The sequence below is a fragment of the Kitasatospora sp. NPDC114501 genome, from assembly GCF_055633695.1.
In genome coordinates this window covers 72,233-88,097 of record NZ_JBVKDS010000022.1, presented here as the reverse complement: position 1 = coordinate 88,097, position 15,865 = coordinate 72,233, and the positions used below count along the sequence as shown (strand labels likewise).

Annotated in this window: 10 protein-coding genes; 7 read left to right on the top strand and 3 right to left on the bottom strand. The window is 74.9% G+C overall.

The annotated features are described in order from the left end of the window. The first annotated feature begins 157 nt into the window (after nt 1-157). Together ACZ7RU_RS33570 and hflX are read left to right on the top strand one after the other, a co-directional pair. On the top strand, nt 158-2,389 hold the full coding sequence (locus ACZ7RU_RS33570; protein WP_470344762.1) for a RelA/SpoT family protein: 2,232 nt from the start codon (nt 158-160) through the stop codon (nt 2,387-2,389). 207 nt (nt 2,390-2,596) lie between these two features. Then, nucleotides 2,597-4,099 carry a GTPase HflX gene (gene hflX / locus ACZ7RU_RS33565; RefSeq protein ID WP_470344761.1) on the top strand — a complete coding sequence of 501 codons (1,503 nt, stop codon included), beginning with the start codon at nt 2,597-2,599 and terminating at the stop codon, nt 4,097-4,099. A 73-nt stretch (nt 4,100-4,172) separates the two neighbouring features. On the opposite strand, the gene ACZ7RU_RS33560 is transcribed toward hflX, so the two are convergent. After that, the gene (locus ACZ7RU_RS33560; protein ID WP_470344760.1) at nt 4,173-5,291 is read right to left on the bottom strand and encodes a trypsin-like serine peptidase; all 1,119 of its coding nucleotides are present in this window, start codon (nt 5,289-5,291) and stop codon (nt 4,173-4,175) included. Between the two features lie 93 nt (nt 5,292-5,384). After that, nucleotides 5,385-6,578 carry a trypsin-like serine peptidase gene (locus ACZ7RU_RS33555; RefSeq protein WP_470344759.1) on the bottom strand — a complete coding sequence of 398 codons (1,194 nt, stop codon included), beginning with the start codon at nt 6,576-6,578 and terminating at the stop codon, nt 5,385-5,387. A gap of 371 nt (nt 6,579-6,949) precedes the next feature. Between ACZ7RU_RS33555 and ACZ7RU_RS33550 the strand changes: the two genes are divergently transcribed. Genes ACZ7RU_RS33550 through ACZ7RU_RS33530 form a run of 5 tightly spaced genes read left to right on the top strand, consistent with a single transcriptional unit; the run spans nt 6,950 to nt 14,884 of the window. Continuing rightward, complete coding sequence (locus ACZ7RU_RS33550; protein WP_470344758.1) at nt 6,950-8,863, top strand: IucA/IucC family protein; 1,914 nt, start codon at nt 6,950-6,952, stop codon at nt 8,861-8,863. 38 nt (nt 8,864-8,901) lie between these two features. Next, complete coding sequence (locus ACZ7RU_RS33545) at nt 8,902-9,486, top strand: GNAT family N-acetyltransferase (RefSeq protein WP_470344787.1); 585 nt, start codon at nt 8,902-8,904, stop codon at nt 9,484-9,486. 9 nt (nt 9,487-9,495) lie between these two features. After that, nucleotides 9,496-10,947 carry a lysine N(6)-hydroxylase/L-ornithine N(5)-oxygenase family protein gene (locus ACZ7RU_RS33540; RefSeq protein ID WP_470344757.1) on the top strand — a complete coding sequence of 484 codons (1,452 nt, stop codon included), beginning with the start codon at nt 9,496-9,498 and terminating at the stop codon, nt 10,945-10,947. Then, complete coding sequence (locus ACZ7RU_RS33535; RefSeq protein WP_470344756.1) at nt 10,925-12,748, top strand: IucA/IucC family protein; 1,824 nt, start codon at nt 10,925-10,927, stop codon at nt 12,746-12,748. The genes ACZ7RU_RS33540 and ACZ7RU_RS33535 overlap by 23 nt, the downstream gene beginning before the upstream one ends. Nucleotides 12,749-12,760: 12 nt before the next feature. Beyond that, nucleotides 12,761-14,884, top strand: coding sequence for an ATP-dependent DNA helicase (locus tag ACZ7RU_RS33530; protein WP_470344755.1), 2,124 nt, complete (start codon nt 12,761-12,763; stop codon nt 14,882-14,884). Nucleotides 14,885-14,971: 87 nt separating this feature from the next. Here ACZ7RU_RS33530 and lexA read toward each other — a convergent pair whose 3' ends face one another. Beyond that, entirely contained in the window at nt 14,972-15,634 is a 663-nt protein-coding gene (lexA, locus tag ACZ7RU_RS33525) for a transcriptional repressor LexA (protein WP_464336859.1), read from the bottom strand. Nucleotides 15,635-15,865 lie beyond the last annotated feature (231 nt).

Genomic DNA, 15,865 nt, shown 5'->3' with positions numbered 1-15,865 from the left:
CCCGATCGGGTGATAGCGGTCGCGGACGGGAATCAGGGCGTCGCGGAACGTGCTCTGCTCGGTAGCATGGACCACCGGGTCGATCACCCCTGGGGAGGGGTAGCAAGATCACCCCCTCAGGAGGGGCGGCGCCCGGTGACCGTTGCCGGAGGTGCCGATGACCATCGAAGCCGGGCAGTCCCTGACGGGGCAGCCGACGACCGTGCGGCAGGGCGGGGCCAGGCGGCCCCTCGGGGAGCTCGGCCGGGCCGCCCTCGGCCGGGCCGGGCGGGCCGCGTTACTCGCCACCGGCCGGCCGCCCGTGCCGGACGCCCTGGAGCCGCTCGTCCGGGTCCACCGCCGGCACCACCCGCAGGCCGACCTCGGCCTGCTCGCCCGGGCGTACCGGCTCGCCGAGGCCAGCCACCGCGGTCAGAAGCGCAAGAGCGGCGAGCCGTACATCACCCACCCGCTGGCCGTCACCATGATCCTGGCCCAACTCGGCGCCGGGACGACGACCCTGGTCGCCTCGCTGCTCCACGACACGGTCGAGGACACCGAGTTGACGCTGGAGCAGGTGGGCGCCGGGTTCGGGCCCGAAGTCGCCTACCTGGTCGACGGGGTGACGAAACTGGAGAAGGTCGACTTCGGCGCCGCCGCCGAGGCCGAGACCTTCCGCAAGATGCTGGTCGCCACCGGGGACGACGTCCGGGTGATGGTGATCAAGCTGGCCGACCGGCTGCACAACATGCGCACCATCCGGCACATGAAGCCGGCCAGCCAGGTGCGGATCGCCAAGGTCACCCGCGACGTGCTGATCCCGCTGGCCGAACGGCTCGGCATCCAGGTGCTCAAGGCGGAGCTGGAGGACATCGTCTTCGCCACCCTGCACCCCGAGGAGCACGCCCGCACCCGCGCCCTGATGGCCGGTCACGAGGGCGAGCCGGACGCCCTGCTGGAGCCCTTCGCCCGGCAGCTGGCCCGCCAGCTGGCCGAGGCCGGGGTGCCCGCCGAGGTGACCGTCAGGCCGCGGCACTGCGTCTCGCTGCACCGGGTGCTGCTCCGGCGGGCCGCCGTGCCCGGGCCGGACGGGCGGCCGCAGGGGCCGCGGCCGGCCGACTTCGGGCGCCTGCTGGTGGTGGTCGAGGAGAACGCCGACTGCTACGCCGTGCTCGGCGAGCTGCACACCTGCTGGACGCCGCTGCCCGGGGAGTTCAAGGACTTCGTGGCCGCGCCCAAGTTCAACCTCTACCAGTCGCTGCACACCGCCGTGGCGCTCAGCGGCGGCGCGGTGGTCGAGGTGCTGGTCCGCACCCGGCGGATGCACGAGGTGGCCGAGACCGGGGTGGTCGCGCTCGGCGACCCGTCCCCGGCCGGCGCCGTGCAGGAGGCCGACGAGCTGGACCGCACCGACCCGGCCCGCCCGGGCTGGCTCAGCCGGCTGCTGGAGTGGCAGCAGGAGACGCCCGACCCGGACGCCTTCTGGTCCACGCTCACCGCCGACCTGGCCGGCGACCGCGAGATCACCGTGGTGACGGAGGGTGGCGAAACGCTTCAGCTGAGGGCCGGCGCCACCTGCGTGGACGCGGCCTACCTGCTCGGCGAGGAGACCGGCCACCGCTGCATCGGCGCGCGGGTCAACGGGCGGCTCACCGCGCTGTCCACGGTGCTGGAGGACGGCGACCAGATCGCCGTGCTCACCGAGAACCTCCCGGCCGGCGGCGGGCAGCCCTCCGGCCCCGCCCCCGAGTGGCTGGCGCACGCCCGCACCCCGGCCGCCCGGCTGGCCATCGAGCGCTGGCTGGCCGACCACCCGGCCCGGCAGCCGGTAGTCCGCACCGGCCCGGCCGGCGGCCAGCCCGCCCCGCCCGGGCGCCCGGCCGCCGCGCGGCGGGTGGCCCCGGTCGCGGTGGCCGGACGGCCCGGGGCGCCGGTCCGGCTGGCGCGCTGCTGCACCCCGGTGCCGCCGGACGAGGTGACCGGCTACCCGATCCGCGGCGGCGCGGTCGCGGTGCACCGCACCGGCTGTCCGGCCGGGGAGCGGATGCGCGCGGACGGGCGGGCCGAGCTGGAGGTCCGCTGGCAGTCGGAGGGCGCGCCGGCGGCCGGGCACCGGGCCACCCTGCGGGCGGAGGCGCTGAACCGCCCCCGGCTGCTCGCCGACCTCACCGCGGCGATCTCCGCCGCCGGCGTCGGCATCGTCTCGGCCGAGGTCGAGCCGCCGCAGGAGTCCCGGGTCCGGCACACCTACACCGTGGAACTGCCCGAGCCGTCCGCGCTGCCGGGGCTGATGCGGGCGATGCTCAGGGTCTCCGGGGTGTACGACGTGAGCCGCCCGCACGCCCCGGAGGGCGGCCGGGAGCCGGGGGACCGGCCGCCCGGCCCGGTGCCCCGGGGGAAATGGGGATGACCGGCCCGCGCACGGCGTGCGACCATCATGGGGAATTCACGGCCGGTCCACGGCGTTCTCCGGGCACAGGCCCGGGGCGGAACCCGGGGACCTGAGGGGTAGCTCACCCCGCCCGGACGGTAGCCGGGGCGGCAGCTGGGCAGACTCCGTACGGGACCGCCACCGGCGGCCCCCGAAGCCACCCGTACCAGCGAGCCAAAGGACAGAATGACCTCCACGTTCGACACCCGCGACCACGCCGACGCTCCGCGCCGCCTCGACGGTCTGCGGGCGGAAGCCCTCATGGACGAGGACCTCGCGGCCATCGACGAGGACCTCGGCCACCACTACGACGGCGACCAGTACGACCGCAGCGAGCGAGCCGCCCTGCGCCGGGTCGCCGGCCTCTCCACCGAACTCGAAGACGTCACCGAGGTCGAGTACCGCCAGCTCCGCCTGGAGCGCGTGGTGCTCGTCGGCGTCTGGACCGACGGCACGCTGGAGGAGGCGGAGAACTCGATGGCCGAGCTCGCCGCGCTCGCCGAGACGGCCGGCTCCCAGGTGCTGGACGGCGTGATCCAGCGCCGTGACAAGCCCGACGCGGCCACCTACATCGGCTCCGGGAAGGCCAAGGAGCTGCGCGACATCGTCGCCGCCACCGGTGCCGACACCGTGGTCTGCGACGGTGAGCTCACCCCCGGCCAGCTGATCCACCTGGAGGACGTGGTCAAGGTCAAGGTCGTCGACCGGACGGCCCTGATCCTGGACATCTTCGCCCAGCACGCCAAGTCCCGGGAGGGCAAGGCGCAGGTCTCGCTCGCGCAGATGCAGTACATGCTGCCGCGCCTGCGCGGCTGGGGTCAGTCGCTGTCCCGGCAGATGGGTGGCGGTGGTTCCGGCTCCTCGGGCGGCGGCATGGCCACCCGTGGTCCCGGTGAGACCAAGATCGAGACCGACCGGCGCCGGATCCGCGAGAAGATGGCGAAGCTCCGCAGGGAGATCGCCGACATGAAGAAGGGCCGCGACACCAAGCGCCAGGAGCGCAAGCGCCACCAGGTGCCGTCCGTGGCCATCGCCGGGTACACCAACGCCGGCAAGTCCTCCCTGCTCAACCGGCTCACCGGCGCGGGCGTGCTGGTGGAGAACGCCCTGTTCGCCACCCTGGACCCGACGGTCCGCCGGGCCGAGACCCCGAGCGGCCGGCTCTACACGCTGGCCGACACCGTCGGCTTCGTCCGGCACCTGCCGCACCACCTGGTCGAGGCCTTCCGCTCGACCATGGAGGAGGTCGCCGACGCCGACCTCATCCTGCACGTGGTGGACGGCTCGCACCCCGAGCCGGAGACGCAGCTGGCCGCCGTCCGCGAGGTCATCGTCTCGGTCGACGCGCAGAACGTGCCGGAGATCGTGGTGATCAACAAGGCGGACGCCGCCGATCCGCACGTCCTCCAGCGCCTACTGCGCCGCGAGCCGCACGCCATCGTGGTGTCGGCCCGCAGCGGTGCGGGCATCGACGAGCTGCTGCAGCTCATCGACGACGAACTGCCGCGTCCGGCGGTCGAGGTGCGGGCCCTGGTGCCCTACACCCAGGGCGCGCTGGTCTCCCGGGTGCACGCCGAGGGCGAGCTGCTCTCCACCGAGCACACCGGCGAGGGCACCCTGCTGCACGCCAAGGTGCCGGCCGAACTGGCCGCCGAGCTGGAGTACTTCGCGGTGGCCCTGCAGGGCTGAGCCGCAGCGCACGGAAGGGGCCCCGGGACGAAACGCCGTCCCGGGGCCCCTTCGCCGTCCTCCTCCGCGGCGGCTACCTGACGTTCTTGGCGAAGTAGTCGAAGGCCTGCTTCGCCTGGTCCTGCAGGGCGGGCCCGGCCTGGTAGCCGGCCGGGTCGCGGTCGCCGAGGGCGCCGACGCTGATCAGGTTGGGCTTGCCGTCCCTGGTGACGAACCAGCCGCCGCCGCTGGAACCGGCCGTCATGGTGCAGCCGATCAGGTACATCGGCGGGCGGTTCCGGTCGAAGGAGAGCCGCCCGGGCGCGACCGGGGAGTCGCAGTGCGCGAGTCGCAGTCCGTCGAACGGCCGCTCGGCCGGGTAGCCGTAGGCGGCGGCCGCGGTGATCAGGTCGCGCGGGGCGTTGAACCAGATCGGCACCGAGCCGCCGACCGTCTCCTCCAGGGACCTTCCGGAGCCGTCCTCGCCGCGCACCCGCAGGACGCCGTAGTCGTACTGGTGGTGGGCGCCGACGCCGCCCTCCTGGAGCCAGGTCGGCGAGACCAGCGCGCGCACCGCCGTCCACCGGCCGTACGGGGCGGCGCGCTGGTCGGGGTTCGGCTTGCCGTGGACCAGCCCGCCGTCCCGGTTGAAGCCGGGCACGAAGACCAGGTTCCTCAGCCAGCCGCCGCCCTTGCCGTCGTGCAGGCAGTGCGCGGCGGTGTAGACCAGGTTGCTGCGGCCCGGGTTGACCGGGTCGGAGACCACGGTGGCGGAGCAGGCCGCGTCGCCCTGCGGCGTGGCCATGAAGAGCCTGCCGACCACCGAGCCGACCGGGCCGTACGGGTGCGGCTGCGGCTCGGCCCGCACGGCGGCGGGCGCGGCGTCCCGCTCGACGCCGTCCGCCGCGGGGGAGGTCAGGGAGTACTCCGGGGTGGGCCGGCCCCTGGCGGCGTCCATCCGGGCCGCCGGCCAGGAGCCGGGCGGCGCGTCGTTGGCGAAGGCGCTGTCGGCGACGTAACGGGCCCAGTCCTCCACCTTCCAGCCGGTCAGGTCGCCCAGGCTGGTGGGCGCGGACCGGGGCAGGGCGAGGGGCGCGGTGGCGGGCCGGGCGGGGCCGTCCGGCCCGCACCCGGCCGCCCCCAGCGCGAGGGCGGCGAGCAGCGCGGCGCCGGCCGTCGCGGCCCGGCGACCCCGGCTGGTGGTTTTCGGCATGCGGGTTCGTCCCCCCGTGCTGTGCTGGTGGTTCCGTACCGTCCCCCGGTGGCGGCTGCCTCCTCGGAACGGCTGCTGGTCGCGGAGGTCCGGCTACTTCTTGGAGATCCAGTCCAGCGCCTGCCGGGCGACCGCCTCCAGGTACGGGCCGCTCAGCGAGGTGTGCTCCGGGGTGCCGATCGAGGTGTTGCTGACCAGGGCGGTCCTGCCGTCGGGCATGGTGGCGAACCAGCCGCCGCCGCTGGCGCCCTGGGTCATGTCGCAGCCGATGGTCAGCATGGTCGGGCGCTTGGCGTCGAAGGAGAGCCGGGTCGGCTTGCCGCCGTCGCACCGGTACAGCTCCTGGCCGTCGAACGGCTTGACCAGCGGGTAGCCGACGGCCGAGACCCGGAGCCGGTCGCGCGGCGCGTCGAACCAGACCGGGACGGCCGAACCGACCGTCTCCTCCAGGGACTTGCCGGTGTCGTTCTGGTTGTGCACGCGCATGACCGCGAAGTCGTACTGGTTGGCGGCGTCGCCGCTGCCGCCGCCCTCGACCATCCACTGCGGCGAGGTGGTGACCTGGTCGGCCCACCAGGTGCCGAGCGGGGCCAGCTCGGACAGCGGGGCCCGCTTGCCGCCGCTGGAGGCGCCCGAGTTGTTGTAGGCGGGCACGAAGACCAGGTCCTTGAAGAAGCCGCCGCCCTTGCCCTCGTGCACGCAGTGTCCGGCCGTCCAGACCAGGTTGCTCCTGCCCGGGTGCTGCGGGTCGCTGATCACCGTCGCCGAGCAGTTGCCGCGGCCGCCCTTGGCGGAGAAGAACACCTTGCCGGAGGGCTGCTTGGTGTACGGGCGGGGCATCGCTGCGGCCTTGACCAGCGGGGGCTCGGGATCGGTCACGCCGTCGTCGGTGGACGGCCCGGGGGTGACGGGGGCGGGCTTGGCGGCGGGCGGCGCCGGGTCGGCGGGCTTGGAGTCGCCCATCTTGTCCGGGTCCCAGAAGTCCTTCACCACCGGGTTGTTGAAGACGTGCTTGGACGCCCACTTGTCCCAGTCCTCGTACTTCCACTTCTTCAGGTCGTCCCAGCTCCTGGGCAGCCCCTCCAGCAGGCTGGTCGGCAGCCCGGACGGGAGGGTGATCCCGCCGATCGCGCCGCCCGAGCCCGCAGCCGGGGCCGCCGCGGAGGAGGGCGGCGGCGCGGGGCTGGTCCCGCCGCCGCCCGTCGGGCCGTCCGGCCCGCAGGCGCTCACGGCGAGCAGGGCGCCCGCGGCCAGGGCGGCCAGGGCTGACCGGTGGATCGATGGCATCTGTGCGCTTCCCCCTGTGCTCGGTCGGTCGGTGCTGGGCGGTGCCGGGCGGTGCCGGGTCGCCGGGTGGTGCGGGCGGCCGGGCGGCACCGAGGCCGGTGGCTCCGCACCCGGGTGGCGCGTGCCCGGCCGGTGCGCGGTGCGGCGTTCCGCCGCCCTGGAGTCTTCCATCGCGGACGAGGACGGCCATGCCCGCCCCCCGGGTTGCGGTGCGGGCCGGAGGTCACCGATCCGTGATCCCGGCCCGGCCGGTCCGCCGCCTCAGCAGGGCATTCGGTCCCAGATGTGGACAATCGCCGATTCTCACCCGGACGAGTGAGCCGTCCTTGTGATCACCCGTCAGGGATAGGTAACCCTTACCTGACGCGACGGTGCGAGCGCCCGCCGATCCCCTCCACCACAGAGCGCGTCCGCACCCCCACGCGCCCCAAGGAGCAGCCTTGAGCACCGCCGCCCTCACCGGAGCCCCGCCCGTACCGCCGCCCACCGCGGAACCGGCCCACGGCCACGACCTGCTGCTGCACCCCGACCCGGCCATCGCCGCCGAACAGGCCGGACTGGAGGCCCTGTTGCGCTGCTGGACGCGGGAGACCGGAGCCCGACCCGGCCCGGACGGCCGGCTGCGGATCGCCGTCCTCGGCGGGGCCGCCCGGCTCACCGCCCCGGTCCGCTACTGGTCGCCCGGAGGCTGGCACCGCTTCGGGCCCGCCACCCTCGCGGCCGGCGAAGGCACCGCCGAGGCCCCGGTGGACGCCGTCACCGCCGCCGCGCTGCTCGCCGCCGCGGCCGCCGAACGGCCCGACCCCGGCCAGGTCGCCGACCTGGCCGGCCGGGTCGCCGACTCGGTCGTGCGCACCGCCGAGATCCTCGCCCACCGCCGCACCGCCGCCACCCCCGGCGGGCCGGAGCGCTCGCACTTCCTCGCCGCCGAGCAGTCCCTGCTGCTCGGCCACCCGCTGCACCCCACGCCGAAGAGCCGCGACGGCCTCGGCCCGGCCCAGAGCGCCGCCTACTCGCCCGAACTGCACGGCTCCTTCCAACTGCACTGGTTCGCCGTGGACCGCGAGCTGCTCGCGGCCGGCTCCGCCGTCGCCGAGAGCGCCGAGCAGCTCACCGCCGGCCTGCTCGACGGCGGCACGGCGCTGCCGCCAGGCACCGCCGCCCTCCCGCTGCACCCCTGGCAGGCCCGCGAACTCGCCCACCGCCCGGCCGTCGCCGCCCTGCTCGCCGACGGGCTGCTGCACGACCTCGGCCCGGCCGGCGAACCCTGGTACCCCACCTCCTCGGTGCGCACCGTCTACCGGCCCGGCACGCCGTGGATGCTCAAGCTGTCGCTCGGCCTGCGGATCACCAACTCCCGCCGGGAGAACCTGCGCAAGGAACTGCACCGCGGCCTGGAGATGCACCGGCTGCTGGAGAGCGGGCTGGCCGCCGAGTGGCGGGCCGCCCACCCCGGCTTCGACATCGTCCGCGACCCGGCCTGGATCGGCGTCGACCACCCCGGCCTCGGCGACCCGGGCGGCCTGGACACCGTGCTGCGCGCCCAGCCCTTCGCACCCACCGACCGCGCCCTGTGCGTCGCCGGGCTGGTCGCCGAACAGCCGGTGGGCACCGGCGACACCGTGCCCTCCCGGCTCGGCGACATCCTGCGGACGCTCGCCGCGCGCTGCGCCCGCCCGCTGCCGACGGTGGCCGCCGAATGGTTCCTGCGTTACCTCGACGCGGTCGTGCTGCCCATCCTCTGGCTGGACGGCCGGGGCGGCATCGCCCTGGAGGCGCACCAGCAGAACAGCCTGGTGCTGCTGGACGCCGAGGGCTGGCCGTGCGGCGGCCGCTACCGCGACAACCAGGGCTACTACTACCGGGAGAGCGCCACCGGGAGGCTCGCCGCCCGGCTGCCCGGGCTCGGCGCCGACAGCGACACCTTCCTGCCGGACGAGGTGATCGACCACCACTTCGCCTACTACCTCGGGATCAACCACGTGCTCGGCCTGATCGGCGCCTTCGGCTCCCAGCGGCTCGCCGACGAGACGGTGCTGCTGGCCGCGCTGCGCCGGTTCCTGGCCGGCCCGCGGGCCACCGCCACCGGCTCGGCGCTGCCCGCGCTGCTGCTGGACGCGCCCACGCTGCCCTGCAAGGCCAACCTGCTCACCCGGATCAACGGCATGGACGAGCTGGTCGGCCCGGTCGCCAGCCAGTCCGTGTACGTGGACATCCCTAACCCGGTGGCGGGGTGCCCGAGCGAGCGGTGGGGGTCCCCCCGGCCGGAGGCTGGGGGAGCGTGAACCGGAAGGACGCGCGCCCGGGCGAACGCGGCGACGCGATGCCGGACGACCTGCCGGGGTGGGGCACCGTCCCCACCCCGGCAGGCGGGTTCCGGCTCGCCCCGGTCCGGCTGCCCGCCGACCTGGCCCTGCTCGCCGGGTGGATGAACGACCCCGAGGTCGACGCCTTCTGGGAGCTCGCCGGGCCGCCGGAGGCCACCGAGCGGCACGTCCGGGCCCAACTGGACGGCGACGGCCGCAGCATCCCGTGCCTCGGGCTGCTCGACGGCGAGCCGATGAGCTACTGGGAGGTCTACCGCGCCGACCTCGACCCGCTCGCCGCGCACTACCCGGCCCGGCCGTACGACACCGGCGTGCACCTGCTGCTCGGCCCCGCCGCCAGCCGCGGCCGCGGGCTGGGCGCCGTCCTCCTGGCCGCCCTCGCAGAATTGATTCTCCGCCGGATTCCGCGCTGCGAGCGGGTGGTGGCCGAACCGGACGTCCGCAACCGGCGGTCCGTCCGGGCCTTCGAGCGGGCCGGGTTCCGGGCCGCCGCCGAACTCGACCTGCCCGGCAAACGCGCCGCCCTGATGGTCCGCGACCGGGCCGAGGGGCCCGCCGCGCAGGCCCAACTCCCCGCCTAGGACACCCCTGTGGACACCTCGACACTCCCCGCGTACGACCTGCTCGGCGTCGGCATCGGCCCGTTCAACCTCTCGCTCGCCGCGCTCGCCGAGCCCGTCCCCGGCCTGCGCACGCTCTTCTGCGACCAGCGCCCGGAGTTCCGCTGGCACCACGGCATGCTGGTGGACGGGGCCCGGATGCAGGTGCCGTTCCTCGCCGACCTGGTCTCCCTGGTCGACCCGACCAGCCCGTGGTCCTTCCTCAACTACCTGCGCGAGCAGGACCGGCTGTTCCCGTTCTACTTCGCCGAGCGCTTCCAGCTGCCGCGCCGCGAGTACGACCACTACTGCCGCTGGGCCGCCGAACGGCTGGCCAACTGCCGCTTCGGCACCGAGGTCACCGCCCTGCGCTGGGACGCGCCCTGGTACCGCGTCGAGCTGACCGACACCGCGACCGGCCGGCGCTCCGAGGCCAGGGCCCGCAACCTCGCCCTCGGGGTCGGCACCCGGCCGGTGCTGCCGGAGGCCTTCGCCGCGCTGGCCGGCCACCCGCGGGCCTTCCACTCCGCCGAGTACCTGGACCGCCGCGCCGACCTGGCCGGCGCCCGGGACATCACCGTGGTCGGCAGCGGACAGTCCGGCGCCGAGGTCTTCCTCGACCTGCTCCGGCGCCACGAGGGCGACGGCGTCCGGCTGCGCTGGCTCACCCGGACCAGGGCGCTCGCCCCAATGGAGTACTCCAAGCTCGGCCTGGAGCACTTCACCCCCGACTACACCCGCTACTTCCACGGCCTGCCCGCCCCCGTCCGGGACGCGCTGGTCACCGCCCAGTGGCAGCTGCACAAGGCCGCCAGCGCCGAGACCCTCGCCGAGATCCACGACCACCTCTACGAGCGCACCATCGGCCGCCCGATCGACACCGCCCCGGTCGAGATCACCCCCGGCACCGCCGTCGACGCGGCCCGCCCCGGCCCCTGCGGCGGCCTCGAACTGCACTGCCGGCACACCGACTCCGGCGCCGAGCACCTGCTGCGCACCGACGCCGTGGTGCTCGCCACCGGCTACCGGGCGGCCCGGCCGGCCGCGCTCGAACCGCTCGCCGGACTGATCGACTGGGACGAGGCCGGGCGCTACCGGGTCGACCTGGACCACCGGGTCGCCACCCGGCCCGAGCTCACCGGCGGGCTGTACGTCCAGAACGCCGAACTGCACACCCACGGCGTCGGCACCCCCGACCTCGGGCTCGGCGCCCACCGGGCCGCCGTGATCCTCAACGCCGTCACCGGGCGCACCGTCCACCGGCTGCCCGACCGCACCGCCTGGACCGGCTTCGCGCCGCCCGCCCCGGCACCTGCCGCCTCCGCGCCCGTCCCCGCCGCCGCTGCTCCCGCTGCTCCCGTCCCCGCTCCCGCGACCCCCGACCGGACCCCCGTCGTCCCCCGCCCCCAGGAGTTGACCCGTGCCGCAACCGTCGGCCGCTGAACCGCCGCTCCACCTGCCCCCGCACCTCACCGCCGGGCACTGGCAGCGGGCCGGCCGCGCCCTGCTGGCCAAGATGCTGGGCGAGTTCGCCTACGAGGAGCTGCTCCGGCCCGTCCCCGGCGACGCGCCCGGCGAGTACCGGCTGGAGCTGCCCGAGGCCGAGTACCGCTTCACCGCCCGGCGCGGCGCCTACGACAGCTGGCAGGTCGACCCGGAGTCCGTCCGCTGCGACCGCCCCGACGGCCTGGACCCGCTGCGCTTCCTCCCGTACGCCCGGCAGACCCTCGGCATGCGCGGCGAGACCACCGGCCACCTGATCCGCGAGCTCTGCGCCACGCTGACCGCCGACGCCCGCCAGCTCGCCACCGCGCTGACCGCCGCCGAACTCGCCGACCTCGACCACACCGCGCTGGAGGGCCGGCAGACCGGCCACCCCTGGATCGTCCCCAACAAGGGCCGGATCGGCTTCTCCGCCGCCGACGCCGCCCGCTGGGCCCCGGAGGCCCGCAGCCCGCGCCCGCTGCCCTGGATCGCGGTGCACCGCCGGCTCGCCGAGTACCGCGGGGTGCCCGGCCTGGAACGGCCCGAGCAGCTCTACGCCCGCGAGCTGGACGACGTGGACGCGCTGCGCGCCGCGCTCGGGCCGGGCGCCGAGGACTACCTGCTGCTGCCCGTCCACCCCTGGCAGTGGGAGGAGACGATCCTGCCGCTGTTCGCCCCCTGGATCGCCTCCGGCGAGATCGTCCCGCTGCCCTCGGACGGCGACCCACGGCTGCCCCAGCAGTCCATCCGCTCCTTCTTCAACACCGCCCATCCCGAGCGCTGCACCGTCAAGCTGCCGCTGTCCATCCTCAACACCCTGGTCTGGCGCGGCCTGCCGGTCGAGCGCACGCTGGCCGCGCCCACCGTCACCGCCTGGCTGCTCGGGCTGCGCGACGCCGACCCGTACCTGCGCGACGAGTGCCGGGTCGTCCTGCTCGGCGAGATCGCCTCCGTCACCGTCGACCACCCGCTCTACCGCGAGCTGCCCGAGGCGCCCTACCAGTACAAGGAGCTGCTCGGCGCGATCTGGCGCCAGCCGCTCGGCCCCTTCCTGGACGGCGGCGAGCGGGCCCGCACCCTGGCCGCGCTGCTGCAGACCGGCTCCGACGGGCGGGCGCTCGCCGCCGAGCTGATCGACCGCTCCGGCCTCCTCCCCGGGGACTGGACCGCCCGGCTGTTCGCCGCGATGATGCCGCCGCTGCTGCACTTCCTCTACCGCTACGGCCTCGTCTTCTCCCCGCACGGCGAGAACGCCATCGTGGTCTTCGACCCGTCCGACGTACCGGTCCGGCTCGCGGTCAAGGACTTCGTGGACGACGTCAACCTCAGCGCCCAGAGCCTGCCCGAGCTGCACGGCCTGCCCCCCGAGGTGGCCGAGGTGCTGCTGCGGGAGAGCCCGCAGGGGCTCTGCCAGTTCATCCACTCCGGGCTGTTCATCGGCGTCTTCCGCTACCTCGCCCCGCTGCTGGAGGCGCAGACCGGGCTGCCCGAGACCGAGTTCTGGGCCCTGCTGCGGGCCGAGGTGCTCCGCTACCAGGGCCGCTTCCCCGAGCTGCGCGAGCGCTTCGAGCTGTTCGACCTGTTCCGCCCCCGGATCGACCGGCTCTGCCTCAACCGCAACCGGCTGCTGCTGGACGGCTACCAGGACCGCCCGCACCGCCCGCACGCCGCCCGGTACGGCACCGTGCCGAACGCGCTGGTCGCCGTGGACGTGCGACAGCCCGGCCAACGGGACCGGATTGTCACCCCCGCCCCGTAGGGTGGGAGGGTCATGACGAACGACTCCGAATCCCACGACTCCGAATCCCAGCGGGCGGCGGACCTCGGCGACGAGGCCGAGGAAGCCGTCGCCGTCCCGCGCTCGCGGATCCCCGAGCTGCTGCACGCCGCGGTGGCGGCCGTCGGCGGCGTGGAGCGCCCCGGTCAGGCCCGGATGGCCGAGGCCGTCGCCGACGCCGTCGACCACGGCGAGCACCTGCTCGTCCAGGCCGGCACCGGCACCGGCAAGTCCCTGGCCTACCTGGTGCCCGCGCTCGCCCACGGCGACCGCGTGGTGGTCGCCACCGCCACCCTGGCACTGCAGCGCCAGCTGGTGGAGCGGGACTTGCCGCGCACCGTCGAGGCGCTGCACCCGGTGCTGCGCCGCCGCCCGCTGTTCGCGATGCTCAAGGGCCGCTCCAACTACCTGTGCCTGCACCGGGCCAACGAGGGCACCCCGAGCGACGAGGGCGAGGGCCTGTTCGACCCGGTGGACGCGCTCGGCGGGCCCACCGGGAAGCTCGGGCAGGACGTGCTGCGGCTGCGCGACTGGGCCGACGAGACCGACACCGGGGACCGCGACGACCTCAGCCCCGGCGTCTCCGACAAGGCCTGGGCCCAGCTCTCGGTCACCTCCAAGGAGTGCCTGGGCGCCACCCGCTGCCCGTACGGGCAGGAGTGCTTCGCGGAGAAGGCGCGGGAGCGGGCCAAGCTGGCGGACGTCGTGGTCACCAACCACGCGATGCTCGCGATCGACGCGATCGAGGGCGCGCCGGTGCTGCCCGAGCACGGGCTGCTGATCGTCGACGAGGCGCACGAGCTGGTCAACCGGGTCACCGGCGCGGCCACCGCGGAGCTGACCGTCGGGGCGGTCAACCGGGCCGTGAAGCGGGCCGCGCGGCTGGCCAACGAGAAGGCGGTGGACGCGCTCCAGGCCGCCGCCGAGAACTACCACGGCCTGATGGAGACGGCCCAGCCCGGCCGGGTCGAGGAGCTGCCCGAGTACCTGGCGTACGCGGTCACCGCGATCCGGGACGCCTCCCGCCAGGTGATCACCTCGCTGGGCGAGACCAGGGACAAGGGGCTCAGCGACGAGGACGCCGTCCGCAAGCAGGCGATGGCCTCGGCCGAGGCGCTGCACGAGACGGCCGACCGGCTGCTGGAGGACTCCGAGTACGACGTGGTCTGGATCGAGCGCAGCGACCGCTACGGGCTGGGCGCCGCCTCGCTGCGGGTCGCCCCGCTGAGCGTCTCCGGGCTGCTGCGCGAGGGGCTGTACAAGGAGCGCTCGGTCGTCCTCACCTCGGCCACGCTCAAGCTCGGCGGGGACTTCAACGGCGTCGCCGCCTCGGTCGGCCTGCCCTCCGAGGCGCGGCTGCCGGACGTCCGCACCGCCGGGGACAACCCCGAACCGGGCTTCGGGGAGGACGCCGTCCCGCACTGGCGCGGGATCGACGTCGGCTCGCCGTTCAAGTACCCCAAGCAGGGCATCCTGTACGTCGCCAAGCACCTGGCCGACCCCGGGCGCGACCCCGAACGGCCGGACATGCTGGACGAGTTGGCCGAGCTGATCGGCGCGGCCGGCGGGCGGACGCTGGGCCTGTTCTCCTCGATGCGCGGTGCCCAGACGGCCGCCGAGGCGATGCGCGAGCGGCTGGACCACCGCGTCCTGCTCCAGGGCGAGGACACCCTGGGCGAGCTGATCCGGGAGTTCGCCTCGGACGCGACCACCTGTCTGTTCGGCACGCTCTCGCTCTGGCAGGGCGTGGACGTGCCCGGCTCGGCGTGCCAGCTGGTCGTGATGGACCGGATCCCGTTCCCCCGGCCGGACGACCCGTTGATGAGCGCCCGCCAGAAGGACGTCGAACAGCGCGGCGGGAACGGCTTCATGGCCGTCGCGGCGACGCACGCGGCGCTGCTGATGGCCCAGGGTGCGGGCCGGCTGGTGCGCGCGGCCGAGGACCGGGGCGTGGTCGCGGTGCTGGACCCGCGGGTGGAGACGAAGCGGTACGGGGGCTTCTTCCGGTCCTCGATGCCGGAGTTCTGGTACACCACGGACCGCAACCAGGTGCGCCGCTCGCTGGCGGCGATCGACGCCTCGGCGGTGCCGGTGCGACCGGTGGTGAAGCGGGGCTGAGAGCGGCCCCCGGGAACGCCGGAGGGGCTCCTCGCGAATCGCGATGAGCCCCTCCCCGGTGTGTGCGGCGGCCGGCCGCCGGGGCGCTCAGAGCCGGCGCAGGACCGCGACGACCTTGCCCAGGATGGTCGCGTTGTCGCCGTTGATCGGCTCGTACGCCGGGTTGTGCGGCAGCAGCCAGATCCGGCCGTCCTCGCGCTTGAGCCGCTTGACGGTGGCCTCGCCGTCGATCATCGCGGCCACGATGTCGCCGTTCTCGGCGACCGGCTGGCGGCGCACGGTGACCCAGTCGCCGTCGCAGATGGCCGCCTCGATCATCGAGTCGCCGCGCACGGTGAGCGCGAACAGCTCGCCCTCGCCGACCAGCTGGCGGGGCAGCGGGAAGACGTCCTCGACCGTCTGCTCGGCCAGGATCGGCCCGCCGGCGGCGATCCGGCCGACCAGCGGGACGTAGGAGGTGGACGGGCGGCCGGCCGTCTCGGCGGTGTTGGGACGGGCCACCTCGACGCCGCGGACCTCGTAGGCGCGCGGGCGGTGCGGGTCCCGGCGCAGGAAGCCCTTGCGCTCCAGGGCCATCAGCTGGTGGGCGACCGAGGAGGTGCTGGACAGGCCGACGGCCTGGCCGATCTCGCGCATGGACGGCGGGTAGCCGCGCCGCTGGACGGAATCCCGGATGACCTCGATCACCCGGCGCTGGCGCTCGGTGAGGCCCGCCTCGTCGGTGCGGATGCCGGGGGGGCGGCCGGGCATGGCGCGGGCGGGGGAGGGGTGGGCGTCGTCCACGGTGGCGGAGTGTTCGATCGGCTGGTCGGGAACGCGGGGCGCGCCGGAAAGGGCCGCGCCGGGGAGACGGTGGTCTTCGCTACGGTCCATGCTGATGTCCAGACCCTGCTGATTCGTGGTGCGCTGCCCCACCTTGAACTGGGAGTGTTCCTGCACCGGGATGGTGTTGCTTTCGATCGTGTTCACGGCGGCCCCTCT

Excerpts from the sequence above, each read along its gene's own strand:
- ACZ7RU_RS33570 (WP_470344762.1), top strand. The coding sequence starts at position 158 with ATGACCATCGAAGCCGGGCAGTCCCTGACGGGGCAGCCGACGACCGTG.
- hflX (WP_470344761.1), top strand. The coding sequence starts at position 2,597 with ATGACCTCCACGTTCGACACCCGCGACCACGCCGACGCTCCGCGCCGC.
- ACZ7RU_RS33560 (WP_470344760.1), bottom strand. The coding sequence starts at position 5,291 with ATGCCGAAAACCACCAGCCGGGGTCGCCGGGCCGCGACGGCCGGCGCC.
- ACZ7RU_RS33555 (WP_470344759.1), bottom strand. The coding sequence starts at position 6,578 with ATGCCATCGATCCACCGGTCAGCCCTGGCCGCCCTGGCCGCGGGCGCC.
- ACZ7RU_RS33545 (WP_470344787.1), top strand. The coding sequence starts at position 8,902 with ATGCCGGACGACCTGCCGGGGTGGGGCACCGTCCCCACCCCGGCAGGC.
- ACZ7RU_RS33530 (WP_470344755.1), top strand. The coding sequence starts at position 12,761 with ATGACGAACGACTCCGAATCCCACGACTCCGAATCCCAGCGGGCGGCG.
- lexA (WP_464336859.1), bottom strand. The coding sequence starts at position 15,634 with ATGCCCGGCCGCCCCCCCGGCATCCGCACCGACGAGGCGGGCCTCACC.